Here is a 26,603-nt window from a genome sequence, read left to right as displayed (position 1 = left end):
TTTTTGAATGGATAAAGAATTACAGCGTATTGCAGATGAGGTAGAAATGCTTTCCGGTAAATTGAATGCTTTAAGGCAAGAAATAGGAAAGGTGATTATAGGTCAAGAAGAAACCGTATCGCAATTATTGATTACGTTTTTAGCCGGTGGTCATGCTTTGTTAGAAGGAGTACCCGGTTTGGCAAAAACCTTAATGATCAGAACTTTGGCAAATGCAATCGATTTAAATTTTAAAAGGATACAGTTTACGCCCGATTTAATGCCTTCGGATATTATAGGTACAGAGATATTGGAGGAAGATCATACCACAGGTAAAAAGTTATTTAAGTTCAATAAAGGACCTATATTTTCTAATATCATACTAGCGGATGAAATAAACCGTACACCGCCAAAAACTCAGGCGGCATTATTGGAAGCAATGCAAGAATTTGAGGTTACTTACGGAGATAAAACGTATCCCTTAGATAAACCGTTCTTCATTCTAGCAACACAAAACCCTATAGAACAATCGGGAACCTTTGTTTTGCCAGAAGCACAGCAAGATCGTTTTTTGCTATATATAAAAATTGGATATCCTACTCAAAAAGATGAGGAAACCATATTAAAGGCAACTACCGGAGGTATAAAAAAGAAACTGAATAAGGTTATTTCTGGTGATGATATTGTACGATTGCAGCAGTTAGTTCGCGAAGTTTCTATAAGCGATGCACTCATCAGTTTTGTGAGTGATATGATTCGTGCTACGAGACCGGAAACCACAACAGATTCTTATGTTAAAGACTGGGTAGACTGGGGTGCAGGTCCGCGTGCAGGTCAAGCAATGATCTTAACGGCAAAGGCTAATGCATTGTTATCAGGTCGGTTATCGGTTACGTTAGACGATATTAAAAGTGTAGCGTTACCAGTGCTTCGCCATAGAGTTTTGGTCAACTTTAGAGCAGAGGCAGAAGGCATAACTTCAGATAAAGTAGCATCACATTTATTGAATGCGATAGAAATAAAAGGCAAGTAACGAACGCTCCATTATCGAGTACATGGCAAAACAGGACTATCACAATTTATTAAAACCAGAGGTCATCAATACGGTTGAGGGACTTTCCTTGATATCACGTATTGTGGTAGAGGGCTTTACGTCCGGTTTAAATAGAAGTGCCAGTGTGGGTCCTGGTATGGAGTTTAGTCAATACAGAGGTTACGAACCCGGTGACGATTTACGATTGCTGGACTGGAAAATGTTGGCACGTTCGGGCAGGTATTACATTAAACAGTCAGAGATAGAAAGTCAGGTAACCATTAAGTTTATTGTCGATGCCAGTGCTTCAATGCTGCATAAAGAAAAGGACTTGTCTAAAGTTGACTTTGTACGCGTCTTGGTGGCTACACTAGCATATATGGCTCATAAGCAAGGAGATTCTGTTGGTCTATTTGCGCTCAACGATAGTGATGTGGTCAGTATTTACCCTAAAGCAGATAAAAAGCATTACAACAGGTTGCTGCTAGAATTAATTAATCTTTCTAATTCTGGTAAATGGCCAGAAACCCATATTTCTAATAAGCGAATTCCGAATAGAGGAGGAAAAGAATTGATTTTCTTTTTGACCGATATGTATGAAACAGGAGCGGAGATTTCAAAGTTTATCAAAGGATTAAAATCCGCCAGAAATGAAGTTGTGGTACTACAAGTGATGGGATCAGCTGAAATGGATTTTAATTACGGTCCAAACATCACTTTTGAAGATTGGGAAACAGGGGCACGAGTAAAAGTAGATACCGAAAAAGCTAAAACAGAATATTTGGCTGCTCTAGATAGTAGATTGAAAAAAGTTAAGGACGAATTACTTTCAAACGGCATTGATCACCATGTCTTTCGTATGGATGCACACTTGGGTGAAGCATTACAATTATTTTTAAAACAACGTAAAAGACTCGGTTAATATGTCATTCGCACAACCTTCGTATTTATGGGCTTTATTGGGACTTTTGGTTCCGATAGCCATCCATTTATGGAGTAAAAAGGAAGCGAAAACTATAAAAATTGGTAGTGTTCAACTGCTATCAGAATCAAAATCAAGACAATCTAGTAGTATTCAATTAAACGAATGGTGGTTGCTGCTACTTCGTATGGCAATTATTTCGCTCATCACTTTGGTCATGGCAAAACCGCAATGGCAATCAAAGGTGAACAATAGTAAACTGACCTATGTTATTGAACCTGAATTAGCCCAGAATGAAAATTTTATGGCTCGTTTTACTGATTTGCAAGCTAATCAAGAAATAAGATTGTTACAATCAGGTTTGCCTAAGAACGATGTTGAATATGCCAATTCACAAGATTTTAGAAGTGCAGATTACTGGTCATTAGCATCTGAAATGAATGCATTGAAAACTGATAGTATTATTGTTTTTACCCATGGATATGCAAAAGGACTAAAAGGAGCCAGACCAGAAACCAATCATGATATCAATTGGATAGTTTTGGATTATGCTAAAAATCTTGAGAAGCCTTTACTAGCATATCAGACTGAGGAAAGTGTTACATTATTTACAGCTAGCAATAGTTCGGTAATTTCAAAAATAGCAAAGAAGACTATTGAAATAGGAGATGCATACCAAGTGACATCAAATGGTGATAGTTTACAGGTTTTAAGTTCAGTAAAAATTCCTTTAATTCAACAATCTGCTTTAGAAGTTTCTTTGGTGTATACCGATAGTCTAAGTACAGATAAAAGGTATATTGAAGCAGCATTGGCAGCTTTATCGACTTACTTAAATAGAGAAATAAAAGTCGAAAGTTTTTTAGATAGCGAACTATTGGAGAATAAGGAAACGGATTTAATGATTTGGTTGAATACTAAGCCTGCTCCGGTTTCAGCTAGAAAGACACTTATATTTAAGAACGATTCCATTTCTAATTCACTTATAACAAATGGTGAAAATGAAAATACATTTTATATATCAAAAAGAATCACTACAGAAAATGCGTTATCTGGGCGATTAACAGAGAACCTACTAAGCATTTTAGATGTCGATGAAGAGCTACGTGAACTACAAGCTAATACTGATATTCGCTCGGTTACGGAAGCAGATTTAGAAACGAATTTTATAGAAAGTAGCACATCTAAAACCCACCAAGCCAGCTGGAGTTTGAATCCATATTTGTGGATTGTTCTGCTAGTATTATTGATTGTAGAACGCTTTGTGGCTTATAAACGAAAACAGTAATGGAATCAGGTAAACTACACTTGATGAAATTTCACAGGCGATGGCAAATCTTGTCATACGCAGAAGCTGTCTTGTATGCTGTTGGTATTGCCATTCTTTTTTATTTAGCATCTAAAAATCTATGGCTTGGCGTTTTAAGCTTTGTAGTTGCGGTAGTCGCAGTGCTTTTTATACAGAAGCCTTGGAAACATAATTTAGCTACCACAGGCACTTATGTGGATGCACATGTAGATGAAGCATCGTTTAGTACAGGACTATTGTTGCAGCCAGAAGATTCATTATCAAATCTCGCCAAATTACAACGCTATAAAGTATCAGAAGAGCTTAGCAAAAGGCTAGGTGCTATTCATCCGCCTAACAAATTAAAACAAGCGGTATTGGTTACGCTAGGGTTGGTATTACTTGGTATTGTGGTTCAGAAATTAGACTTGTTTAAAAGCGTAGAAAACGTTTTAGGGAATGCTACTAATGAAACACAAATTCAGTTTATAGCAACAGATAGTATTAGTGAGAAGTCCATCATTCCAAAAATTTCTAGTCAAGATATTAGTGTTACTTATCCATCCTATACCCGAAAAGGTACAATTGCTTTAAGTGACCCAAACATAAAGACGATTGCTGGTGCTACGGTTCAGTGGCTGTTGGAATTTGATAATCCTGTTCAAGAAGTCTATCTAGACCGAATGGGGGAGCTAATTCCGTTGCAAAAAGGTGAAAAAGGATATCGCATTAAGCAAGTGTTATCAGCATCGGGTTTTTATAGTTTTAAATTCAAGAATGAAGACAATATTGAATTTACTTCGGATTTGTTCTCGTTGGAAGCAATACCCGATAATCCGCCAGAAATAGAGATTTTAGGATTGGAGCAGTACACGTATTTTGATTTTTCTGATAAAAAGGTGGTACAACTGCAAAGCGCAATTACTGATGATTACGGAATTGACGAAGCTTATATCATAGCAACCGTAAGTAAAGGATCGGGAGAATCGGTCAAGTTCAGAGAAGAAAAATTGAATTTTAAGGAAACTATTTCAAAAGGTGTGAAATCGGTGAGGGCTACAAAAACACTAGATTTAAATGCCTTGAAAATGGAAATGGGCGATGAACTCTATTTTTATATTGAAGCCTTTGATGAAAAACAGCCTAAACGAAATGTGTCGCGTAGCGAAACCTACTTCGCTGTAATTAAAGATACGGTTGGTGAGCAATATGGTGTGGAAGGAACCTTGGGCGTAGATCAAATGCCCGATTATTTTAGAAGTCAGCGTCAACTTATTATAGATACCGAGAAGCTAATAAAAGACAAACCGAGCATTACGATGACCGAATTTAAGTCGAGAAGTAATGAACTGGGGTTTGACCAAAAAGCGTTGCGCTTAAAATATGGTCAGTTTATGGGCGATGAATCTGAAATGGAAGAAGCTCCAGCTGAGATCGAAAGCGATGAAGAAGGTGAGGATCATGATCATGCTGAAGATCAAGAAAATGTAATAAAAGAATTCATGCATGACCATGATGGCGATAACGAGCATAACTTGGTAAAACAGCATGAACATCATGAAGAAAATGATCCCGAAGAAACAGAAGATCCATTACACGACTATCTTCATAATCATGATGATCCTGAGGAGTCTACTCTGTTTGAAGAATCTTTGAAAACAAAATTAAGAAAGGCATTAAGTATCATGTGGGATGCCGAATTACACCTAAGATTAAACGAGCCAGAAAAGTCATTGCCATTTCAATATGAAGCTTTAAAATACATTCAAGAAATAAAGAATAGTGCCCGTATTTATGTACACAGAATAGGCTTTGATCCACCACCAATAAAGGAGGACAGCAGACTTACCGGTAAAATAAAGGATATTGAAAATTACAGAAAAAACGAATCTCAAGAGGTGGAAAATCCTTTTGAAGCACTTGAGAGTACAGTTGCTCGCTTAGAACAGTTTATACAGCAAGAAAGCACTTTTAATGAGGCTGATAATGCCCTTTTTGCAGCTGCAGGAAATGAATTGGCTCAATTGGCCATAGCTAACCCAAGTAAGTATTTACGAGTGTTACAGGGTTTAAAAAGAATTGAAAATAATACGGAGCGAACAATGGCTAATTATAAATTCGTGCAAAAAGGATTATTAGCAGCCTTACCCAAAACACCACAAATACCTGGGACTAAAAAAGAATATACAGATGAAATCAATTCACTATTTCTAAAACAACTAAAGGTGTATGATTGATGGCTTCTCATTTATGCAAAAAGAGCTCATGATCTCCATCTTACTTGGCGGATTAGTAGTTTTTAATAGCTATGTTTGGAAAGAATGGAAGACCAAGCGTAGTGGTCGGTTTGTAGTAAATACTATTGTTGCTTTAATGACTGTCTTAGCACTGGCTATGTTAATTCTAGAGCCTACACAAGAGGTGGAAATTAATGATAGTCAGGCAGTAGTGTTGACCAATAATTTTGATGCCGTAGTAAAAGACAGTCTTTTAAACCGTTATGAGGGATTAAAGGTTTTAGATTATAATCCTAAAAAATCGATTCGTAAAGAGCTTGATTCACTTACCAATGTTATTGTACTAGGTGATGGTATTGAACCGTATGATTTTTATTTGTTCGATAGTATTCCAACTACCTACATTCCTAATGCTGCTCCAATGGGAGTAACACAACTGAACTATACGGATCAGCTTGTATTAGGTGAAGAATTAAAGGTTTCTGGCAGTTATTCTCAACCAATTGAAAAGTCATTTTTAATACTACAAGATTCAAGGAATAACGGGTTAGACTCTATTCAGATTACTGAAGATAAGAATGCAGATTTTAACCTGAAGACTTGTCCAAAAGTAGCTGGAGCTTATATATATCAATTAGCTGTTAAAGATAGCACAGGCGTTGTTTTAGAAACGAATTCGATACCTATAGAGGTGATGAGAAAAGAACCGTTACGGGTTTTGATTTTAAATACCTTCCCCACGTTTGAGACCAAATACCTAAAGAATTTCTTGGCTGAATTTGGTCATGAAGTTATTGTTAGAAGTCAGTTGACAAAAGGGAAATATAAGTTTGAATATTTCAATACGCCTACGCGACCTATATATCAGTTTACGAAAGAGACCCTTAAAACTTTTGATATTGTAATTGTTGATGCTGAAACTTATACGGGATTTGGAAATACGAATAGAAAAAGGTTTGAAACAAGTATTGAAGAACAAGGTTTAGGACTATTTATTCAACCAAGTGATTTTCTGTTTAATAGCCGCAGAAGCGAGGCTTATTTTAAATTTAAACGTGATAGGATAAACACTGTGAAATTACCAGTTTATGCCGCAGAAACAGAAAAGTACCCGTATCAGTTTAATGAACAATTATTAGTAGAGCCAATTCATTTAGGTGGAACATCAAACTTGGCAGCGTATAGACAAATAGGAAATGGTAAAATTGCAACAACTACAGTATTAAATAGTTATCAGCTTTTGTTGAATGGTAAAAGTGAAGTATACCATGGTGTATGGACCACCATTTTAGATAAGATAGCAAAAAAGAAAGGGCAGGCAGTTTCATGGCAATCCAATACGAAATTACCTAGAAAAGACGAGCCTTTTCATTTTGAGATTCGAACAAATTTAGAGGAGTTCGGTATTATAAATGAAGATAGTATTTCAGTGTTGCTTGTTCAAAATGCATTGCTTCCTAGTCACTATTCAGGTACGGTTTATCCGAAGAAAACAGGGTGGAATTCAATACAAGTAGAAAATGATAGTACGAACTTCTCATACTATGTTTTTGAACATAAAGATTGGAAGGCTTTAAAAAGTACCGAGAACATAGCAGCAAATAAAAATCAATTTGAAAAAGAAACGCTAAAAAACAGAACGGTTGTTGTGGACCGTCCTGTTTCTCTATTAGTATTTTATATCCTCTTTTTATTAGGGGTAGGGTGGTTATGGCTTTCACCAAAACTATCCGCCGAAGGCTGAACCACTTTATTAATTTAATGAGGTAATTTATTTTTTACCAATCCGTAAACGAAAGTACCTAAAAGAGCTCCACCAATAACAACCAGAATAGAGTAGTAGCCAGCACCTACAAGTACATACATTGGTCCGGGGCAAGCACCAGCCAATGCCCAACCTAATCCGAAAATAATACCACCAATTAAATAACGGGCAATACTTTTAGTCTTAGGGTGTAAATTCATTTCATTACCACCAATCGCTTTTATCTTATATTTTTTGATGATTTGCACACCGATTACTCCGATAACAAGGGCAGAGCCTATAATCCCATACATATGGAAAGACCCAAACTGAAACATTTCATAAATACGAAACCACGATGCAGCTTCAGATTTATACATGATGATACCGAAAAAGATACCTATGGTCAAATAACTTATATATTTCATATTAACTGAATATTAGAGGGAATAACAAGTGAATCATGACTAGACCACCAATAAAGAAACCGATAACGGCAATTAGGGAAGGCAACTGTAAATTACTTAAGCCAGATATGGCATGCCCACTGGTACAACCCCCAGCATAACGAGCACCAAAGCCAACTAAGAATCCTCCAATAATTAAAACAGCCAATACAAAAGGGTCGCTAAGGTTTTCTGTAGCAAAAAGTTCAGTTGGTAAATATGCTTCGTCGGCACTTTCAATTCCGTAATCAGTTGAAAGTTGTTGCGCAACATCAGGGTTTATAATAACCTTGTTATTGGACATAAATTGAGAACCGATAAAGCCGCCAATTATAGCACCGATCACAACAACTAAATTCCATCGTTGAGCTCTCCAATCGAACTTAAAGAAATCAGAGTATTTGCCTGCACCGCCAATGGAACACATGGTTCTAAGGTTAGATGACATTCCAAATTGCTTGCCTATGTACAATAAGATAAACATGGTTAAGGCAATTAAAGGTCCGGCCACATACCACGGCCATGGATCATATAGTAAATTCATTCTCAATTTAATTCAAGTTCAAAACCGCTAAAGAAAGCGCAAAGAAAGTCATTCTTATGTAACTAAGGTTACATAAGAATGACATTAACTAAAATGAATTACTACTTTTTGAAAAGAAACCTTAGTGCGATATAAGGTTAAGTCAGTGTAAAATTCTGAAATATGGTATGTTATGAGAAGATATGTTGACTTGCGTTTTATTTTTTTAAAATAAAACGTGCATTGCAACTTTAACAAAGTACTAATCACATTTTATAGCACATGAAATAATACTACTACTAATTTTTAATCCCGAATTTTTTAAGAATTGTCTCTAATAAGCACCATTTCGTAAAAGCCGACTGTATAATATTTACACCTATAAATACTGTAAACCATAACCAGTTTATATCTACATAAACAGCTAATACAACACTTAATAAAACCATTGTACCTACTATAACTCTAAAATATGTGTTTAACATGTTGTTCTATTTTTAGAAGATTCAACAACACAATAGTTGCGCTGTTGAATCCTATTTTTTTTATTTATTAATTTCTGTGTTATCCGTTTCTGGATAGTTTTTCTTTTCGATCATATAATACACCAATGGTACCACCAATAATGTAAGAACTGTAGATACAATAGTACCGCCCATTAAAGAGATAGCCAGACCTTGAAAAATTGGATCGAATAAGATTACGAAAGCGCCAATTACCACGGTGCCGGCAGTTAATAGAATAGGAGTTGTTCTTACTGCACCAGCTTCAATAGCAGATTGCTTTAAGGGCACACCTTCGGCTAAACGAAGATTAATGAAATCTATAAGTAGTACCGAATTCCGCACCATAATACCTGCAAGGGCAATCATACCAATAAAAGAAGTAGCGGTAAAAAATGCTCCCATGATCCAGTGACCTAAAATGATTCCTATTAGAGATAATGGTATGGCAACCATCATTACTATAGGTGCTTTAAAGTTTTGAAACCATCCTACAATTAAAATATAAATTAAGATGATGGCACCCATAAAGGCAATACCTAAATCACGAAATACTTCAAGTGTAATTTGCCATTCGCCATCCCATTTAACGGTATAGTCATCTTCAAACTCAGGTTGACCTAAGTACATTTCTGTAATTTGATATCCTTTTGGTAGCACAATTTCTTTAAGCTTTTCTTCCATACCTAATATTGCGTATGCGGGACTCTCTAATTCTCCGGCCATATCTGCCATTACATATACAACACGCTTTTGGTTCTTACGGTAAATGCTCTTTGCGCTTATAGTTTCTTTAATATCTACTAAATCGGCAATAGGCACCATGTTACCCTGTTTAGAGGTAATTTTCAGTTGTGAAATATCTGTAATAGTAGATTTTTCTTTTTCATCTAAAGCCAGTACCAAACCAACTTGGTCTATTGTATTCTCATCATATAAATTTGTGATTGCTCTATTAGATAAAGCCATGTTCATAGTATAGGCAATTTGTTGTGGCGCCACGCCATAAAGCATTGCTTTCTCTTTGTTAATTTCAAATTTATATTCCGTTTGGTCAGCTTCCACCAGCCAATCGATATCAACAACATCATCAGTGTTTTTCAAGATATCTTGTACACTATTCGCAATTCTAATCTGTTCCTCATAATCAGGTCCGTATACTTCTGCTACAATGGTAGAAAGTACAGGAGGTCCTGGTGGTACTTCAACCAACTTAACATTGGCGTTGTATTTAGCAGCTATTTTTTGGATATCCGGTCTCAGTAAACTCGCAATATCATGACTTTGAGCAGAACGTTCGTCTTTATCAATAAGGTTTACTTGAATATCTGCCATATTGCTACCACCACGTAAATCATAATGACGTACCAATCCGTTAAAGGTAATAGGGGCAGAGGTACCAACATAGTTTTGATAATTAACAACCTCTGGTCTAGTAGATAGATATTGAGCAATTTCTTGAGCAACTACACCTGTACGTTCAAGGGTAGTACCCTCTGGCATATCAATAACCACTTGAAACTCGTTTTTGTTATCAAAAGGCAACATTTTAACAGCTACAGATTTGGTAAAGAATAGTACCATTGATCCCATTAGCATTAAAAAAGTCAAACCTAAAAACAACCAACGTTTGCTTTTGCTTTCAATAAGTGGGCGTTCATATTTATTATAAATTTTGAAGATAAATGTATCTTCTAAAGGTTTCTCTACCTTTTCTACTTCACCTTTTTTATCCTTTTCTCTCAAGAAAATATACCCTAAATAAGGTGTTATTGTCAATGCTACAAAAAGTGATAAAATCATGGCAATAGAAGCTCCTATTGGCATAGGTGCCATATATGGACCCATTAATCCAGATACGAATGCCATTGGTAGTACAGAGGCAATTACAGTAAATGTTGCCAAGATGGTAGGATTACCAACTTCGTTAATTGCATAGAGGGCTGCCTGTTTAAAGGGTAAGCGCTTCATTTTAAAATGCCGGTGCATATTCTCGGCTATAATAATGGAATCATCTACCACAATACCCGTTACAAAAACTAGAGCGAATAATGTAATTCTGTTCAATGTATAGTCAAGCATATAATAGCTTAACAATGTTAAGGCAAACGTAATAGGTACCGACAAGAATACTACCAAGCCACCACGCCAGCCCATAGCCAGCATCACAACTAATGTTACCGCAATTATAGAACCTATTAAGTGTAATAAAAGTTCAGACACTTTGTGGGATGCCGTTTCACCATAATTTCTAGTGATTTCTACATGAACATCATCAGGAATTAACGTAGTACGTAAGTGTTCAACTTTATCAATAACGATGTCGGCAATTTTCATTGCATCTGCACCTTTTCTTTTTGCTACCGATATTGTAACGGCAGGGTATTCAGATTTGTAATCTGATACCTTATCGCTTGCTTGACCAAAACCTAATGAAACATAACTTTGAGGAATTTCTGGTCCGTCGATAATGCTAGCAATTTGCTTTAAATAAATAGTTTGGTTTTGTTGAACACCAACTACAAGATTTTCAACATCAGTAACCGATGCCAAAAAATTACCTGTATTAACTAAGAACTCCGTATCATTTTTATCAAAACTACCAGAACTCAATTGAGCATTATTTGCCTTTATCATTTCAGAAACAGATAAGAAATCCAATCCGCTAGCGGCTAGTTTGTCTTTATCTAAAACCACGCGTAATTGACGGTCTTGATTTCCTATTTTATGAGTTATAGCAACATCATTTACTTTCTTGATTTCACCTTCTAGTTCTTGAGCCATTTGGCTTAACTGATACCCATCATAGTTTTCACTCCATAGGGAAAGTCCCAGCATAGGTACATCATCAATAGCACGGGTTTTTACCAACGGAAAGGTTACGCCTTGCGGCATAATATCCATATGCTTATTAATTTCGTTGTATAGTTTTACAAAAGAACGCTCTATATCTTCGCCCACATAAAACTGAACGATGACCATACCTTGTTCTTTCATAGATGTTGAATACACATACTCTACACCTTTGATGTTAGAAATTAATTTCTCTAAAGGTTTGATTACCCGCGATTCTACTTCTTCGGGACTCGCGCCAGGGTAGCCTACAAAAATGTCTGCCATAGGCACATCTATTTGTGGTTCTTCTTCCCTTGGAATCAAAAACGAACTGTACACTCCAATGACCATGAATACGATCATTAAAAGTACCGTTAACTTACTGCCTATAAATAATTTGGCAATTTTACCAGCTAAACCTTCCTTCATTATTTCTTAATTTTATTTGTGTGTTCCCACCTGTAAAAAACAGGCGATCGGGCTTTTTGCTCTTACTCCTCGGCATAAAAATGCTTGTGGGGTATTCGCTGTAACTTGCCTGCCGTAAGGCAGGTCCCTAACCCAGACTCGTTTATTGATTTGAGATTTTGGCGCCGTTAAATAATTTTCCTTCAGCAGAAACTATATATTGCTCGTCTGCCGATAACCCAGATAATACTTCAACTTGATCACCAAAAGTTCTTCCCAATCGTAACCAACGTAATAAGGCAGTATTGCTTTGGCTAACCGTATAAATGCCAGATAGTTGACCTTTCTTAACTATAGCTTCTACCGGAATCATTACAGCAGAACTTGTTGTTTTGCGTGCAATAGGAAATTGTACCGTAGCGTACATGCCAGAAAGTATTTGTACATCTGTTTTATCTAAAATGACCTTTACCAAGTATTGACCACCTGTGTTCTTAGAAGAAGTGCTTACTTCGGTAACTTTTCCTTTTATACTTTTATTCAAAGCTTTGATCTGTACGCTAACTTCAGTATCATTTTTAACAGCAAGAATTTCAGATTCAGGCACCATAGCAAGTACTTGGTAGGTACCAGGAGATTCTACTTCCATTAAAGACATACCTGGGTTTGCCATATCGCCTGCATTTATAAATTTATTGGTTACCACACCGTTAAAAGGAGCACGAATATTGGCATAGCCCATTTGAGCGTTGACACCGTTTTTCATTTGCTTGGCAGATTCTACTCTCGCTTTTGCCATATTGTAATTGGCGGTAATATCATCTAGCTCTTTCTGAGAAGCACTGTTTTCTTGAAATAAGGCCGTAAAACGGTTAAAATCTTTTTCTGCATTTGTATATGCAGCTTCAGCTTCGGTAATACCTGCATTTACTTGTGCCAGTTGTGCAGAAACATCTGCATTATTAACACTAATTAATAATTGACCTTTGGTTACTTTATCACCAACACCAACATATATTTTATCTACGTACCCCATCATTCTAGTGCTGATGTTTGCACTCTTGGCAGCTTCAATTTTACCACTAACCGTTAAAAACGGACTACTACTATCTTCCGAAACGGTTTTTGTTTGAACGGCAATAGCAGGTGAGTTGTCAACTACTGCTTTTTTATCATCGCTGCCACAACTAGCGAGCAAGATTGTAGCACCTAAAATAGCTGTGATTATATATTTATTATTTTTCATCTTTATGAATGGTATTTAGTGATATTAGGGTTTTATTCTTTTGTTAAAAACTGTACATACGCCAAGGCGTAATTATGTTGAAAAACTGTAGCATAATACTCTAATTGCTTTTGAGAATATTGCGTTTCAGAGAGTAATAGATCAGTAGTTTTTTCTAAACCTTGCTTAAACCTATTGGTTCGGATACGCAATGATTCTTCAGATTGTTCTAGTGCCAGCTTTGTCAGCTTCAGTTTATTTTGTGCATCTTCAAAACCTCTTTTCGCTTTGTTAAGTTCTAATTGACTTTCAGATTTGTACTGCTCTAATTGCAATTTAGATTTGTCATATTCAGCCTTGCTTTTTTGAGATTTGCCAAAACGCTTACTACCTTCAAAAAGGTTCCATTTTAATTCTGCACCAAATAGGTAACCTTGGGCTTGACCTTGAAAAATATCATCGTCATGTAACTCGTAAGTACCAAAAGCATTTAAACGAGGTAAAAAAGCCATTTGGTCTGCCTTATGCATTTGTCTATAGGCTTCGGTAGCAGAATTCATTGCTAAAATATCTTTTCTGTTTTCCGATAAGTTTATGTCCGTAGTACTAGCATAACTAGTAATTGAAAGTGAATCAGAAGGTTTTAAAATTTCACTTTCATCAGTATTCATTAGAACAGACAAATAGTTGCTGGCATTTAGAATGTTACTCTTTGCATATTGTAATTGATTATCGATTTCGGTAACTCTTACTTCTACAGAAAGAACATCAGATTTTTGTAAGTAACCTTGCTTGTAACTATTGTTAGCAATACGTTTATTTTCTAAAGCAGTTTCTTGAGCTTTCTCTAAGACCGATACGGTTTTATAAGCAAGTTGTAATTGCATGTACGCCTTTTCAACCTCAAGAGCCAAGTAATCTTCTGTTCTGCCAGACTGAAGTTCTGTAGCGGTCAATTTTGCCTTTGCCGCTTTACGCTGGTAGATGCCATCGAAGTTTATTAATGGTTGTTGAACTTCAACACGAGTTGCAAAATCTTCTATTTGACTTGGGTCATTTAATACATCAGGATTAAAATCTGCAGCGGTCAAAATTTCTTGATTAAGTTTAGATCCAAATGCCATTAATGGGTTAGTGGTAGCAATACCAGTATGGGATACGCTAATGTTAGGCAATAGAATAGCATTGGTCTGATTGAAATCACCCCTGGCAACTAACACATCTTGTTCAGCCATTTTTAGTGTGTTATTACTTTCTTTTACCTTGGTCAGCACTTCATCTTTTGTAATAGATTTTACTTCTTGTGCCAAGCCAGAATAAAAGACGAACAACAATATCCATCCTAATTTATATTTCATGGTATTCATTTATTTGAGACAAAATTAAGGTGGTAAAACAGCCTGCACAGTAACTAATGTTACCGAAGGAAATTTCTTTCTCAAAAAACAAATTTTTAAAAATGAAAAGGCACCCTTTTATAAAGAGTACCTTTTACTACCAATTGAAAAATAAATGTAAATTCAGTTTACTTTTTAGGAGATTTAATAAATGTATTAGCAAGTAAACCACCCATTAAGCTACCATATAAAGTGCTATTTAGGGGTTTAGATGTAATTGCACAAGTACCACTTAGACAGCCTATTTCAGTATAATATAAGTAACCGGCAATAGCACCAATGACTATGCCTATAGTGGTAATAAGAAGTGTTTTCTTATTCATTAATAATTAGCTTTCCTAGTACCGCCGTGACCACCGGCAACTACTAACATGATTTTTATACTTAACCAAATGAACTTAAAGAATTGGATTATGGGGTTCATCATATAAAAGCGTTTCGATTTCGATATTCTCTGTGTCATTATTCTAGATTTTAAGTTTTATTCTTTCAAATTTGAAAGATGTGGAATTTGAAATTATTCAGGAATTAGCCACCAAAAAGGCTTCATTTTTGCCTTGTAAATAAAAGCATAATGCAACGCTAGTTTTAGCCAGTGACCAGCTAGACCTATTTCTCCAAAGGTTTTACCTAATTTACGACCTTGGGTATCTGGGTATTTGTTGTAGTCAGGTACAATGGGGTAGGTGGTAATACTTACGCCACTACCTTTTGTCATGCCATAACCAGCAGAAGCAATACAAGCCGCACCCATATTACCTAGAGAACCTTTATGGTGTAAATCTTTTTTTCCGTTAATAGTATCGATGATATTGTCTGCAACCAGCTTTGCGGTAATACCAGAAGGCATGCCCGTACGCGGTGGCGCAGGAGATATCGAAGTACCATTTTTGCTTACGCGAGGTTTTGAAATTGCATGTGGAGGGGCAAATGCGATACCAGGTGCGAATATGTTTTTGTATGATGGATTTTGATAGGTTTCTGGCCAATCTTGTACGCTCCATTCTTCATATGGTTTAGCGGTATAATCGGCATCGACCAACATAAAACCTTTAAATAGTTTTTCGGTAATGTCTTCATTGTTCTTATCAAAGGCTTTAAAACCATGACCAGAAAATGCAGGTATTAACATGGCAAAATCATATGTTTCAGATTTATACTCTCCATCTAATGTTTCATAATGCGCTATACCATCTTCAATTTTATGTACTCCGGCACCAAGAATCCATTTAATTCCGCGGTCTTCAAAAACCATTTCAACCATTTCGCTAGATTTCATAATGTTGTCACCGTAACTAAGTAGCACACCATCCATACCAAAATCGCCCAACTGATACTCATTGGCAATCCATATTACTTCAGCCTGATCACGTACATTATGCCTTCTAAGTTCTTGTTCTACATTTAAAATATATTCAAAAGCAGCACCTTGGCAAGTAGATTTTGCATGCCCTGTACCAATTAAAATTTTAGCTTTTTTGCCCTGTTTCATTTGTTGAATCAAATCATCTAAAGCATGCCACGCATGTTCTGCATGACTATAGGTACAAACAGAGTAGGCTTTATTAGTGCCAGGGTTTAAACCCTCTGTCATGTTAAAAGCTAGTTTTGGTCCGGTGGCATTTATGAGATAGTCATAGGTGACATTTTCGGTTTTACCTTTTTGTTCACCGGTAACGTATTTAATCTTTACATATGCACTTTTAGTTTCTGCATCACCTTCTGGGTGAAATGTAGTAACAAGAGCTTGTTTAAAATTTATATTTTTTTTCTTGTATAATGGAGCCAAGGGAAATAGAATTTGGTCAGACTTCATACGACCGATACCTACCCATATATTAGATGGTATCCATTGGTAATTGCTATTTGGTGAAACAACCAGAACTTCATGTTCTTTTGATAGTTTTCTTCGAAGGTGCGCAGCAGCAACATGCCCTGAAATTCCAGCACCTAATATGACTATTTTTGACATTATGACAAGGTTTAAAGTTTACACGAAGTTCACTTTAAACATAGTGCTACACAGCAACATTTGTTACATATAGCACTTTATTTTACTTGGAGATTTTGAGTAAAATGGCGATGATCAATTTATAGTCTAAAATTGATTAATATCATATTTCTATTTCTATATGATGATTAGTTTTGATTGTATTTTTTAAGATAGATTTAAAATGAGAGGTAGTTCAAATACATTGATTTATATTGTTGCAGGTATTATAGTGCTTCATTTCGTTGTAGGTTTTATTTGGCTTATTTATAAGCTAAACAAGAAAAAAGAAGAGAAAGAATAAATCTGCCCTAAACTGAAAAGTTGGTTCTACAATAAATAGGTTGTGACGTTTAAGATTTATTGAATTTCTGATAGACCTTTTTTGCAATTATAAGACCTAAAACACCGCCAATAGCAGATACTACTAAATTTATGGCTAGGCGAAAACCATCAAAATCTCCATTGTTCATTATAGACCACGGGTTAAAGCCTAAACGACCAAAGGTTTTTATAAATAAGATACTTCCAAAAACACCAATTACAGTATTGCCGGTAAAGCCAAAAGAATACTTCTTTTTAAAATTACCAAAAACGTTAGCGGCAATAATACCTATAAGAATACTGATCAATGATATTAACGTACCTGTCATGATGGTCTCTTTATACTAATGCCCATAATCCATATTGTCGACTTTACCCTTCATCAATCTTTTTTGAATGATCATGTAAATTAATATAAGGAGGAACCCTAAAATACCCCAATAAATGCCCACAGACAACCCGTATTCTGATGCTGCAGTATTATAAATAGTTAACGGTTCATGAGTATCGTTCACTGAAGGTAATATTACAGGGAACAAAGAAGCCAACGACGATGTAATGCCACCAACAATCAATAAAGACGATAGTACAAATGCGTGACTGTCTTTTTTTATTTTTTTGATAAAAAACAATCCTACCAATCCACTTAAGTAAATTAATGGAAATATGAGTAAATATGGTTTGTCACCAAAGTTATCTAATGAATTCGGATTCACTACTTGCCATACAACTAATGAAAAAACGGTAAGAATAGCTAAAACAATATTTAGCTTAAAAATGACCCCTTTAAGCTTCGTGTTTATAGAGGAATTAGTTTTTAAGATAATCCAGTTTGCACCATGTATAGCTAGGGTTACCACAGCTATTAATCCTATAATAATTGTAAACCAATCTATAACTCCAGGGTGCTCGGTCAAAGGGCTAAAGCTACCATCCCATAACGGTAAAAAGAAATAATGTCCTTCGTGAACAGATATTCCATTATCGACACCACCTAGGTTAACACCTCTTACAATATTGCCTAAAGCAATACCAAAGAATAAGGCTAATAGTAAACTAGAAACTCCAAAAGATGTATCCCAGATATCTTTCCACATTTGAAATTTAAACTGACTCCTTAATTCAAGTCCGATAGCTCTAAAGATTATGAGCCATAAAACGAGTATTAATGGCAAATAGAATCCGCTAAAAACAGAAGCGTAAAATGTGGGGAAAGCCATAAAAAGCATACCACCGGCAGCGACTAACCAAACCTCATTAGAATCCCAGAATAAGCCAGCAGATTTTGCAATTACTTCTTTGTCTTTTTCAGTTTTAGCGAAGAATAAATGAATGATTCCTGTTCCGAAATCATAACCATCTAAAATAAAAAATACAGCTAAAACAACGGCTATTGAAATGTACCAGAATATTTCCATAATTAATGTAATTTAGATTTAGGACCTTCGTTAATAGTTTTACCGACTAAGACTAAAAATAGTAGTCCAAGTAGCATATATAAAGCAACAAAACCTAGTAATGTAAACAAGGTGTTACCAGAAGAAACGGTTGGTGAAATACCATCGCTAGTTCTTAATAAGCCATAAACCAAATATGGCTGTCTTCCTAATTCAGCAGTATACCAACCTGTTAGGTTTGCTATATAAGGGAACGGAACTAGAAACATAATTGTCCAAAGTAGTGGTTTTATATTGTATAATTTTTTACGCCATAATAAAAAGGCAGCCAATGCCATGATGCCCATAAACACGGTACCCAAACCAACCATAATATGATACGAATAATATAGGGCAGGAACGTTGTCTGGTAATTCCTCTTTTTCAAATTTATCCATTCCATCAATCTGTTTATCCCAATCTTGATAGGTTAAAAAGCTTAATATGTTTGGTACAGCAATTTTGTTGTCCAATTTTTTTTCAACCATATTAGGTTGTCCTATAAGCACAATTTCGGCACCAGCCTCTTCAGTTTCAAAAATACCTTCCATTGCCGCAAAAGCCGCAGGTTGGTGTTTAGCAACATTTTTAGCATTCCAGTCTCCCGTAGGAAAAGCAACCAAAATACTAGAAATTAAACCAAAAATGACTCCGGTTTTTAAAAACAGCTTACCATGTTCAACTTGCTTATTTCTTAGAATATAAAAGGCACCTATACTTGCTACAACAAACGAAGAAGTAACAACAGAAGCTAGTTGATTATGTAAGAACGCAGGTAAGAGCCACGGGTTGCTAAACAGTGCAGAGAAGTTTTCTAAAACGAATTTACCGTTTTCTAATATTTCGTAACCAACGGGGTGTTGCATCCAAGCATTGGTCGCTAAAATAAACCAACCACTTGCCCAAGACCCTAAGAATACCAGAAAGCCTGTTAAGAGATGGAGTTTTTGCCCCATTAACTTTTCACCAAAAATAAATAGTACTAAAAAGGAAGATTCTAGAAAGAAAGAAAACATGCCTTCCATAGCTAAGGTCTGACCAATTATGCCACCTGTAAGTTCAGAGAATTTTGCCCAGTTGGTACCAAATTGAAATTCCATAGGTATGCCGGTTACGACACCCATGGTAAAATTGATAGCAAAAATTTTCATGAAAAATTTAGCCGAATCATTATATTTTTCAATCTTATTTCTAAGGTATTTCCATTTAAAATAGACTATCATTAAAGATAGGCCCATTGTTAATTGTGGAAATATATAATGGAATGTGATAGTAAAAGCAAATTGCAATCTATCATAAAAAATCATGTCTTCCATAGTCTATATATTTTATAATATGTAGTATGATGACAAAAGTAAACAACACCTGATTTTTAAAGGTAACCAATGTTACATATTTGAAGAAAAACCAAAATAAATAAGAATTTAAATCAAAATATAAGAGCATATAGAATAATGCATTTAAATTCTTATTTGATGCTATGTATTTATGGGCAGAATTCTCCACTCACAAAATTGGGGGCAAAGAAAAATCCCTAGAAATTGAATGAACAAATTCTAGGGATTCAGAGATATCAGCGTTTGACTTAGTCTTTATATGCAGAAAGCATCCAAACTAATTTTTCTTGTTGTGTAATATAATCGCTCATTAGAGAAACGGTACCTTCATCTTCTGCATCGGCAGCAATTTTAAGGGTAGCTCTTTCTTTTTTCAATAAGATACTTAAGCTATCTAAAATATTGTCTACCGCCTTATCGCCATCTACTACATTTTCACTGGCTTTGATTTCAGAATTATCAATATACTTTGTGAACGTATGAATAGGAGTGTTGCTTAGTGTTAACACACGCTCTGCAATTTCATCGACTTTAATTAAAGCGTCATTATACAACTCTTCGAATTTAAGGTGAAGTTCAAAAAACTTCTTCCCTTTAATATTCCAATGAAAACCTCTTAGGTTCATGTAGAACATTTGATAATTAGATAGTAAATCATTTAAATGATTTGCGATATCGTTAGAATCTTTTTTATCTAGACCGATGTTTGATAAATTTGAATTTGCCATAATTATGTATTGTAGTTATTTATTTTTTCGCTTAGGTCGTACACCTGGGTGTTTTTTATTTCTTTTGATACGATACTTGAACCTGCGGCACTTCTATAGCCGCCTGCACAATGTATAACAATTGGTTTGTTTGTCGGAATTTTATCAATAGAATTACGTAATTCATTCAAAGGTATATTAATTGCGCTATCAAAAAAATGACCTTCATTGAATTCACTTTTGTTTCTAATGTCTACAATGGTATAATTTTCTTTGTTTTTATCAAAGTCCACGAAATCAAATTCATCTTCTTTTTCATAAACCTTATCTAACGTTAAAACTGCCTTTACTTGAGTTTCATAACCTATTTTGGCTATTCGTTCTAGTATAATTTGTCTATCGGCTATACTGTCTACAACCAAATAAAACGGTTCTTTAGGTTCAACAATAGACCCCAACCAAGTTTCAATTTTATCATCAATATTTCTAGCCATGATATTAATGGAATTTGGCAAATGATTTTTCTTAAATATAGCCTCATCTCTTGTATCTATGACCAAAATATTCTTTTCAATTTTAAAAGCTCCTATTTGTAGGGGTATCTGAGAAATAGTACTCATAAAATTTTCAGCACCTGTTTTATTAATAGCCACATCATAGCCAAAATACGATGGTATAAATGGCTGATCCTGCAGAATATGCGTTACAAATTCATCTTTGGTTAAGTTTTTAAAAGCCCAATTACCTATACGTTCATTACCTAAGGTGCTAGAAGAGTCACTACTCATATTTTTGCCACAAAGTGAACCGGCACCATGCGCCGGATAAACTAAAGTGTCATCAGGTAAATGATTGAATTTGGTTTGCATCGTGGTAAACATTGCTTCCGCCAGTTGCTCACGTTTTGCTTTCATGTTACCAACTTTCTCTCTTAAATCTGGTCTTCCCACATCACCTATGAATAAAGTGTCACCTGTAAATATGGCTTGTTTAGCATTTTTATCTTTTGCTAAAATAGTAATTCCGTCAGGTGAATGTCCGGGAGTATTAATTGCCGTGAAGGTTACCTCATTCATTTTAAAAGTAGCGCCATCGTCAAATGTTTTATGCGGATAATCAGCACCTACTAACTCACTCACATAAATTACGGCATCAGTTTCTTTATGAATTTGTAAATGGCCACTAACAAAATCAGCATGAGGATGCGTCTCGAAAATGGCAACAATTTTAGCATCGTTTTCTTCGGCAAATTTATAATACGGTTCTGGATCTCTAGATGGATCCACTAAAGCCATTTCATTACCACTTAAAATTGCGTATGAATAATGAGCCAACGGTTTATCTTCAAATTGTTTAATTATCATAAGAACAGTTTTTAACGATTAAAAAAGAATCGGTTTTGAAAACTGTTCAAAACCGATTTCTATATAATTATAAAGATTTTTTGGCAAGGTACCAATCAACTTTTTCTAAAGTATCATCTTCTATTCGAGCGTTAAGCTCATCTAATGTTTTTGGTGGTGATACAATAACCTTGTCACCTCTTTTCCAATCTAAAGGCATAGCAACTTTATACTTGTCAGAAGTTTGTAAAGCATCTAAAGCACGAAGTATTTCATCCATATTTCTACCTACGTTCAATGGATAATACATTACCAATCTTATTTTTTTCTTAGGATCGATAAAAAATACTGCTCTTACTGCTGCAGTTTCACTTTCGTTAGGTTGTAACATTCCGTAAGCTTTAGAGACCTTCATGTCAAGATCTGCAATAATTGGGAAATCGAAATAAACACCTGTATTTTCTCTTACGTTCTGTACCCATCCTAAGTGTGCATGAACACTATCTATACTTAAACCTAAAAGTTCAGTATTAAGTTCATCAAACTCACTTTTACGCGATGCAAAACCGCTCATTTCTGTTGTACAAACCGGAGTGAAATCTGCAGGATGCGAAAACATAACAATCCATTTATCTTTCGCAAAATCAGACATTTTAATTTTACCCTTAGTCGTTACAGCTTCAAAATCTGGTGCTATATCTCCAATTCTAGGCATTGAAATCACTTGTTCTTGTATATTATTTTCGTTATTCATAATAAATATAATTTATAGTTTTATAATTTTTGATAAAATTAAATTATCAAACAGAATTGTAATGTAACCTTGGTTACACATATAAATTTTTAACATTTTTTTACAAATACAATCAAGCATTACCTTATAGTATAGCTCTGGTAAATAAAAATTAGTACAGTAAAGTTTAAGTTGGCTATGTGACTAATGTCACATTAAAAACCAATTAGGGCACTTAATTTTGCGGCATGAAGTTGTCAAGCTTTACGATAGCAATATTGTTTACATTCATTTCTTTGGCAAGTAGTCTTAAGACTGCCAGCGTTATGGGCTATTATGCTATGTTTACAAATGATTTTGTAGAACGTTTTTGCGAGAATAAGGAACGACCAGAATTAAAATGTGATGGTAAATGTGCTTTGTCGCAAATGTTATCTCAGAAAGCTGATGATGAAAAGACGCCCATTAATTTAGATTTGCTTAAAAACGAAATAGTATTATTTATAGGATCGTTGACTACATACACGTTTGTACAACAACCTAGAAAAGTGCTGCATAATGTAGTGTATCGTGTTCTTTACGATTTTCATTTTTTTGAGCGTATCAAACATCCACCGGAAGTTTAAAATTTTTATTTCAATCTAATGTATCTAATGCCTAATTAATAGGATGTTTGATAGTATTTCAATTATTTAAAAATTTAAACAATGAACCTAAAATATCTTTGGGTGCTTGCGATATTATTATCGACACCCTTATTACACGCACAAAATTTATCAGGAAAAATCATCTCTGAAATTGACCAACAACCACTTGATGGTGCTCACATTTTAGCTAGTAACGGATTAGCAACATATACTAATTTTGATGGTGATTTTGTTCTGAAAAATGTTGAAGAAAATGTGATATTGACCATATCTTATGTTGGGTATAAGACCATACAACAGCAAGTACTTGACATTAATATTCCAATAGTAATCACTTTACAAGAAGCGCCCATTGCCATAAATGGAGTTTTAGTGACAGGAAATATGAAAATTGACCCTGTACTTACCATAGAGACCAATGATTATGTCAAGAGAATAGTTCAGCCTAGAAATGTAGCCGATCTATTTAATGATGTTAATGGCTTTTCGTTGATTAAAAGAGGTAATTATGCAATTGATCCTAGTTTTAGAGCCACACAGTATGAACAGTTAAATGTGCAGTTTGATGGTGGTACAAAAGCCATGAATGCTTGCCCCAATCGTATGGATCCCATTACTACCCATGTGATACCTGAAGAAATTGAAAAAATTGAAATTATAAAAGGACCATACTCCGTTAGATATGGTGCTACTTTTGGTGGTATTGTAAACATGGTAACCCAAAAACCAACTGTAGAAGATTATGGTCTTCATGGTAGTGTAAGTGGTGGTTATGAAAGTAACGGTAATTCTATGGTCTCCATGGCAAGGTTGCAACAGGCAACTGAGAAATATGACGTAGCAGGTAATTTTGGTTTTCGTGATTTTGGTAATTATGAAGATGGTGACGGTACAGAAATTCCGTCTTCTTTTAGAAGCTTGGATTATGGAATAAAAGCGGGTGTTAATTTTACTGAAAATCAAAGACTACAAGCACATTGGCGACAGTCTTTTGGGCGCGATGTTTTGCACGCAGGTCTACCTATGGATACCGAAGAGGATAATAGTAGTATTCTCTCTTTAGATTATAAATTAGGGAGTATGCCAGGTCTTGTTGAAAGCATAGATTCTAAAATTTATTATAGCTATGTAGATCATATAATGACTAATTACAATAGACCAAGCTTTATGATGACATCTGCCATTTCTTCAATTGACGCTACTACGGCAGGTGGTAAAGTAGAATTAAAATTAAAACCAACAGACAATTTAGCCCTATTTACAGGTATTGATGTTTTGCATATTGCACGAGATGGCAATAGAACACGAATAGTGAAAAGAAATGCTATGGGTGTTTTAGATACACCCTTAACATTTGAAGATAAGGTGTGGCAAGATTCATATATAAATGATATTGGATTATTTGCAGAAAGTAAATACCCCTTAACAGAAAAAACCATGTTAACTGCAGGTGTGCGTTATGACAATGTTACTTCTGAAGCTAAAGATCCAGAAGCTGATTTTGCTGCTTTATACACTGATTTAGATAAAAGAACGGAACATAATTTTAGTGGTACAACTTCAATTAAATATGTGTCTTCTCCACAATTTATTATGGAAGTGGCTTATGGTCGTGGTGTTAGATCAGCAAATATGATAGAACGTTTTATTAATCATTTCAGCGTAGGTCAAGACGCGTATGAATATGTTGGTAATCCTAACTTGGATGCAGAAATAAATAATCAATTTGAGGTAGGGTTTAAAGGGAAGATGCCTATTTCAGAAAACACTTCAGATATGTTTAGCTATAGTACATCTTTCTATTACTCGCTTTACGAAAATTATATAGTCGCTATCATAGATGAAACACAGACCAGAAAATTCATGCCAATGAATGAACCCTCTAATGCAAAAGTTTTTAGAAATTTAGATGATGCGTACAAGACAGGTTTTGAAATTATGGCTGGTGTAGACTTCTGTACTAATTTTAACTTTACAACTGAACTTGCTTATGTATATGCTAAGAATAATGACTTAAATGAGTCATTACCCTTGGTACCACCTTTAGTTACAAGATTTAAATTGGGCTATGAAAAAGAAAAGTTTTGGGTGAATGCAGAATATAGGCTCACTGCCCAGCAAGATAATATTGCGTATTCTTTTGGTGAGCAGGTTACACCAGGTTATGAAATAATGGATTTGCGTTTAGGTGTAATACCAATGAAGAACCTAACCTTAGGAGTTGCGGCATTGAATGTTTTTGATAAAACGTATAGTAATCACCTCAATTTTGCATTTAATAATCAGGCTGAATTTGGAACAGAGCCCATCAATGATCCAGGAAGAAATTTATCGGTTTTTGTTCAATATGAATTTTAATAGATGAATATAAAAAAGGGACCAAATATGGTCCCTTTTTATATTTTAGTGCCGGTAAAACGAATAATTGAAGCATTGCCAATATGGTAAAGTCCTTCGTTCAATTCTATATCCTTTTCTTCTAAAATTTTAAAATTTATTCCATTAAACTCATCTTCCACTTCATCAATATTATAGAGCATATCTATATTTTTTGGTCCGCCAGACGGTTTTCCAAGTTGATTTTTAGAGAACGCCTCAAAAATGATATGCCCGTTTGGTTTTAATGATTTTAAAAGATGTTGGTTTGCTTTTTTTCTAATAGCTGCAGGGAAATGCGCATAACAGAAGGCGATTACATCATACTTTTTAGTAGCATTAAATTTAAGGGCATCAATTACTTGATAATCCAAGTTCAAATTATAAGTAGCAGCTAGTTTTTTAGCTTTAACCATTGCAGATTCGCTAAAGTCGAAAGCCAATACTTCCCAACCTTTAGATAGTGCATAGACGGCATTTCTACCTTCACCTTCGGCAGGCAGTAAAAGAGAACCTACTTTTAACTTATCTAGTTGTTGTTTAAAGAATACATTTGGTGAGTTTCCGTAAGCATAACTTTCTTCGTCATAACGCTCGTTCCAAAAATCTTTCATGTGGTAATCATTTATGGCATAAAAATATACCCGTCCATTTGGTAATTGGCAAGTACCATCATTGCAGAAAGCCCTAATTCTGTATTCGGGTTTAAATCTTCAGCGGTAATATCTCTAGCAGCGGTAGCTTGTGCGCACACATAGAATTCTACCCCGTAATCCTTTAATAACTTTATTACCGCTTCATTTGGATTTTCCTTTTCGTATTTAGCCTTGTATTTAGCTTCGTTTAAAGCAGTAAAAGTAGCTCCACCATGCACAGCAGCGATTATATTTACTTTATCGGCAGAAACACCACCTGCACCTAGCATATTTATCATTCTAGCAATTTTAAAATAACCTACATTAATACCATCTAATTCACGTTCATCTTTAAGGTCAAATACAAGATTATATTCTTTGTTAGGGTCTGCCTGAACGGCAACATCCTTAAATTCTTTTATCTTCCCATAACCATCAATAATGGGTGTGGTCCAATCTTGGGCCGTTGTCATTTTTGCTGCCATAAGTACTATTGCAATTAGAAGTGCTTTTTTCATGTGTTCGTCAATTTTAA

23 protein-coding genes are annotated in these 26,603 nt (G+C 35.1%); 7 read left to right on the top strand and 16 right to left on the bottom strand.

Annotated elements, in window-relative coordinates; genetic code table 11:
• The first annotated feature begins 7 nt into the window (after window positions 1–7).
• From UH1x_RS01445 to UH1x_RS01425, 5 genes are read left to right on the top strand one after another with little or no spacing between them, the layout of a single operon-like run.
• On the top strand, window positions 8–1,012 hold the full coding sequence (locus tag UH1x_RS01445) for an AAA family ATPase (protein WP_482624546.1): 1,005 nt from the start codon (window positions 8–10) through the stop codon (window positions 1,010–1,012).
• 22 nt (window positions 1,013–1,034) lie between these two features.
• Window positions 1,035–1,934: a DUF58 domain-containing protein gene (locus UH1x_RS01440; protein WP_482624544.1), complete on the top strand. Its 900-nt coding sequence runs from the start codon at window positions 1,035–1,037 to the stop codon at window positions 1,932–1,934.
• 1 nt (window position 1,935) lies between these two features.
• Window positions 1,936–3,222 (top strand): BatA domain-containing protein, encoded by a 1,287-nt coding sequence (locus UH1x_RS01435; protein ID WP_482624542.1) that lies wholly within the window; start codon window positions 1,936–1,938, stop codon window positions 3,220–3,222.
• A 23-nt stretch (window positions 3,223–3,245) separates the two neighbouring features.
• Window positions 3,246–5,459 (top strand): tryptophan-rich sensory protein, encoded by a 2,214-nt coding sequence (locus tag UH1x_RS01430; RefSeq protein WP_482624540.1) that lies wholly within the window; start codon window positions 3,246–3,248, stop codon window positions 5,457–5,459.
• Window positions 5,452–7,203 (top strand): hypothetical protein, encoded by a 1,752-nt coding sequence (locus UH1x_RS01425; protein WP_482624538.1) that lies wholly within the window; start codon window positions 5,452–5,454, stop codon window positions 7,201–7,203. Before UH1x_RS01430 ends, UH1x_RS01425 begins: the two co-directional genes overlap by 8 nt.
• A gap of 14 nt (window positions 7,204–7,217) precedes the next feature.
• Here UH1x_RS01425 and UH1x_RS01420 read toward each other — a convergent pair whose 3' ends face one another.
• From UH1x_RS01420 to UH1x_RS01355, 14 genes are all read right to left on the bottom strand, one after another.
• Entirely contained in the window at window positions 7,218–7,631 is a 414-nt protein-coding gene (locus UH1x_RS01420; RefSeq protein WP_482624537.1) for a DUF6691 family protein, read from the bottom strand.
• A 1-nt stretch (window position 7,632) separates the two neighbouring features.
• Window positions 7,633–8,193, bottom strand: coding sequence for a YeeE/YedE family protein (locus tag UH1x_RS01415; protein WP_482624535.1), 561 nt, complete (start codon window positions 8,191–8,193; stop codon window positions 7,633–7,635).
• A gap of 278 nt (window positions 8,194–8,471) precedes the next feature.
• Window positions 8,472–8,657 carry a YgaP family membrane protein gene (locus tag UH1x_RS01410; RefSeq protein WP_299800202.1) on the bottom strand — a complete coding sequence of 62 codons (186 nt, stop codon included), beginning with the start codon at window positions 8,655–8,657 and terminating at the stop codon, window positions 8,472–8,474.
• Between the two features lie 60 nt (window positions 8,658–8,717).
• The gene (locus UH1x_RS01405) at window positions 8,718–11,939 is read right to left on the bottom strand and encodes an efflux RND transporter permease subunit (RefSeq protein ID WP_482624533.1); all 3,222 of its coding nucleotides are present in this window, start codon (window positions 11,937–11,939) and stop codon (window positions 8,718–8,720) included.
• A gap of 142 nt (window positions 11,940–12,081) precedes the next feature.
• Entirely contained in the window at window positions 12,082–13,164 is a 1,083-nt protein-coding gene (locus UH1x_RS01400) for an efflux RND transporter periplasmic adaptor subunit (RefSeq protein ID WP_482624531.1), read from the bottom strand.
• A gap of 32 nt (window positions 13,165–13,196) precedes the next feature.
• Window positions 13,197–14,501, bottom strand: a complete 1,305-nt coding sequence (locus UH1x_RS01395; protein ID WP_482624529.1) for a TolC family protein — start codon at window positions 14,499–14,501, stop codon at window positions 13,197–13,199.
• 167 nt (window positions 14,502–14,668) lie between these two features.
• On the bottom strand, window positions 14,669–14,863 hold the full coding sequence (locus UH1x_RS01390; protein WP_482624527.1) for a DUF6132 family protein: 195 nt from the start codon (window positions 14,861–14,863) through the stop codon (window positions 14,669–14,671).
• Between the two features lie 194 nt (window positions 14,864–15,057).
• The gene (locus UH1x_RS01385; protein ID WP_482624525.1) at window positions 15,058–16,512 is read right to left on the bottom strand and encodes an NAD(P)/FAD-dependent oxidoreductase; all 1,455 of its coding nucleotides are present in this window, start codon (window positions 16,510–16,512) and stop codon (window positions 15,058–15,060) included.
• 371 nt (window positions 16,513–16,883) lie between these two features.
• Window positions 16,884–17,183: a hypothetical protein gene (locus UH1x_RS01380; RefSeq protein ID WP_405396367.1), complete on the bottom strand. Its 300-nt coding sequence runs from the start codon at window positions 17,181–17,183 to the stop codon at window positions 16,884–16,886.
• A gap of 15 nt (window positions 17,184–17,198) precedes the next feature.
• On the bottom strand, window positions 17,199–18,272 hold the full coding sequence (gene cydB, locus UH1x_RS01375) for a cytochrome d ubiquinol oxidase subunit II (RefSeq protein ID WP_405396369.1): 1,074 nt from the start codon (window positions 18,270–18,272) through the stop codon (window positions 17,199–17,201).
• Between the two features lie 2 nt (window positions 18,273–18,274).
• Window positions 18,275–19,606 (bottom strand): cytochrome ubiquinol oxidase subunit I, encoded by a 1,332-nt coding sequence (locus tag UH1x_RS01370; protein WP_482624523.1) that lies wholly within the window; start codon window positions 19,604–19,606, stop codon window positions 18,275–18,277.
• Window positions 19,607–19,875: 269 nt separating this feature from the next.
• Complete coding sequence (locus tag UH1x_RS01365) at window positions 19,876–20,355, bottom strand: Dps family protein (protein WP_303599932.1); 480 nt, start codon at window positions 20,353–20,355, stop codon at window positions 19,876–19,878.
• A 2-nt stretch (window positions 20,356–20,357) separates the two neighbouring features.
• On the bottom strand, window positions 20,358–21,698 hold the full coding sequence (locus UH1x_RS01360) for an MBL fold metallo-hydrolase (RefSeq protein ID WP_482624521.1): 1,341 nt from the start codon (window positions 21,696–21,698) through the stop codon (window positions 20,358–20,360).
• 67 nt (window positions 21,699–21,765) lie between these two features.
• Window positions 21,766–22,431, bottom strand: coding sequence for a peroxiredoxin (locus UH1x_RS01355; RefSeq protein WP_482624519.1), 666 nt, complete (start codon window positions 22,429–22,431; stop codon window positions 21,766–21,768).
• 227 nt (window positions 22,432–22,658) lie between these two features.
• Between UH1x_RS01355 and UH1x_RS01350 the strand changes: the two genes are divergently transcribed.
• Together UH1x_RS01350 and UH1x_RS01345 are read left to right on the top strand one after the other, a co-directional pair.
• A complete protein-coding gene (locus UH1x_RS01350) occupies window positions 22,659–23,036 on the top strand; it encodes a hypothetical protein (RefSeq protein WP_482624517.1) in 378 nt (125 codons plus the stop codon).
• A gap of 81 nt (window positions 23,037–23,117) precedes the next feature.
• Window positions 23,118–25,415: a TonB-dependent receptor domain-containing protein gene (locus UH1x_RS01345; protein ID WP_482624516.1), complete on the top strand. Its 2,298-nt coding sequence runs from the start codon at window positions 23,118–23,120 to the stop codon at window positions 25,413–25,415.
• Window positions 25,416–25,453: 38 nt separating this feature from the next.
• Here UH1x_RS01345 and UH1x_RS01340 read toward each other — a convergent pair whose 3' ends face one another.
• Both UH1x_RS01340 and UH1x_RS01335 read right to left on the bottom strand, forming a co-directional pair.
• On the bottom strand, window positions 25,454–26,047 hold the full coding sequence (locus UH1x_RS01340) for a class I SAM-dependent methyltransferase (RefSeq protein ID WP_482624514.1): 594 nt from the start codon (window positions 26,045–26,047) through the stop codon (window positions 25,454–25,456).
• Window positions 26,048–26,058: 11 nt separating this feature from the next.
• Window positions 26,059–26,586 carry a DsrE family protein gene (locus tag UH1x_RS01335; RefSeq protein ID WP_482624512.1) on the bottom strand — a complete coding sequence of 176 codons (528 nt, stop codon included), beginning with the start codon at window positions 26,584–26,586 and terminating at the stop codon, window positions 26,059–26,061.
• Between the last annotated feature and the right edge of the window lie 17 nt (window positions 26,587–26,603).

Source organism: Maribacter sp. UH1, assembly GCF_056839145.1.
This window is presented reverse-complemented; position numbering and strand designations above follow the sequence as displayed.

Excerpts from the sequence above, each read along its gene's own strand:
- UH1x_RS01435 (WP_482624542.1), top strand. The coding sequence starts at position 1,936 with ATGTCATTCGCACAACCTTCGTATTTATGGGCTTTATTGGGACTTTTG.
- UH1x_RS01405 (WP_482624533.1), bottom strand. The coding sequence starts at position 11,939 with ATGAAGGAAGGTTTAGCTGGTAAAATTGCCAAATTATTTATAGGCAGT.
- UH1x_RS01445 (WP_482624546.1), top strand. The coding sequence starts at position 8 with ATGGATAAAGAATTACAGCGTATTGCAGATGAGGTAGAAATGCTTTCC.
- UH1x_RS01335 (WP_482624512.1), bottom strand. The coding sequence starts at position 26,586 with ATGAAAAAAGCACTTCTAATTGCAATAGTACTTATGGCAGCAAAAATG.
- UH1x_RS01360 (WP_482624521.1), bottom strand. The coding sequence starts at position 21,698 with ATGATAATTAAACAATTTGAAGATAAACCGTTGGCTCATTATTCATAC.
- UH1x_RS01440 (WP_482624544.1), top strand. The coding sequence starts at position 1,035 with ATGGCAAAACAGGACTATCACAATTTATTAAAACCAGAGGTCATCAAT.
- UH1x_RS01345 (WP_482624516.1), top strand. The coding sequence starts at position 23,118 with ATGAACCTAAAATATCTTTGGGTGCTTGCGATATTATTATCGACACCC.
- UH1x_RS01340 (WP_482624514.1), bottom strand. The coding sequence starts at position 26,047 with ATGAAAGATTTTTGGAACGAGCGTTATGACGAAGAAAGTTATGCTTAC.
- UH1x_RS01385 (WP_482624525.1), bottom strand. The coding sequence starts at position 16,512 with ATGTCAAAAATAGTCATATTAGGTGCTGGAATTTCAGGGCATGTTGCT.
- UH1x_RS01420 (WP_482624537.1), bottom strand. The coding sequence starts at position 7,631 with ATGAAATATATAAGTTATTTGACCATAGGTATCTTTTTCGGTATCATC.
- UH1x_RS01390 (WP_482624527.1), bottom strand. The coding sequence starts at position 14,863 with ATGAATAAGAAAACACTTCTTATTACCACTATAGGCATAGTCATTGGT.
- cydB (WP_405396369.1), bottom strand. The coding sequence starts at position 18,272 with ATGGAAATATTCTGGTACATTTCAATAGCCGTTGTTTTAGCTGTATTT.
- UH1x_RS01415 (WP_482624535.1), bottom strand. The coding sequence starts at position 8,193 with ATGAATTTACTATATGATCCATGGCCGTGGTATGTGGCCGGACCTTTA.
- UH1x_RS01430 (WP_482624540.1), top strand. The coding sequence starts at position 3,246 with ATGAAATTTCACAGGCGATGGCAAATCTTGTCATACGCAGAAGCTGTC.
- UH1x_RS01400 (WP_482624531.1), bottom strand. The coding sequence starts at position 13,164 with ATGAAAAATAATAAATATATAATCACAGCTATTTTAGGTGCTACAATC.
- UH1x_RS01350 (WP_482624517.1), top strand. The coding sequence starts at position 22,659 with ATGAAGTTGTCAAGCTTTACGATAGCAATATTGTTTACATTCATTTCT.
- UH1x_RS01355 (WP_482624519.1), bottom strand. The coding sequence starts at position 22,431 with ATGAATAACGAAAATAATATACAAGAACAAGTGATTTCAATGCCTAGA.
- UH1x_RS01425 (WP_482624538.1), top strand. The coding sequence starts at position 5,452 with ATGATTGATGGCTTCTCATTTATGCAAAAAGAGCTCATGATCTCCATC.
- UH1x_RS01395 (WP_482624529.1), bottom strand. The coding sequence starts at position 14,501 with ATGAAATATAAATTAGGATGGATATTGTTGTTCGTCTTTTATTCTGGC.
- UH1x_RS01380 (WP_405396367.1), bottom strand. The coding sequence starts at position 17,183 with ATGACAGGTACGTTAATATCATTGATCAGTATTCTTATAGGTATTATT.
- UH1x_RS01365 (WP_303599932.1), bottom strand. The coding sequence starts at position 20,355 with ATGGCAAATTCAAATTTATCAAACATCGGTCTAGATAAAAAAGATTCT.
- UH1x_RS01410 (WP_299800202.1), bottom strand. The coding sequence starts at position 8,657 with ATGTTAAACACATATTTTAGAGTTATAGTAGGTACAATGGTTTTATTA.
- UH1x_RS01370 (WP_482624523.1), bottom strand. The coding sequence starts at position 19,606 with ATGGAAGACATGATTTTTTATGATAGATTGCAATTTGCTTTTACTATC.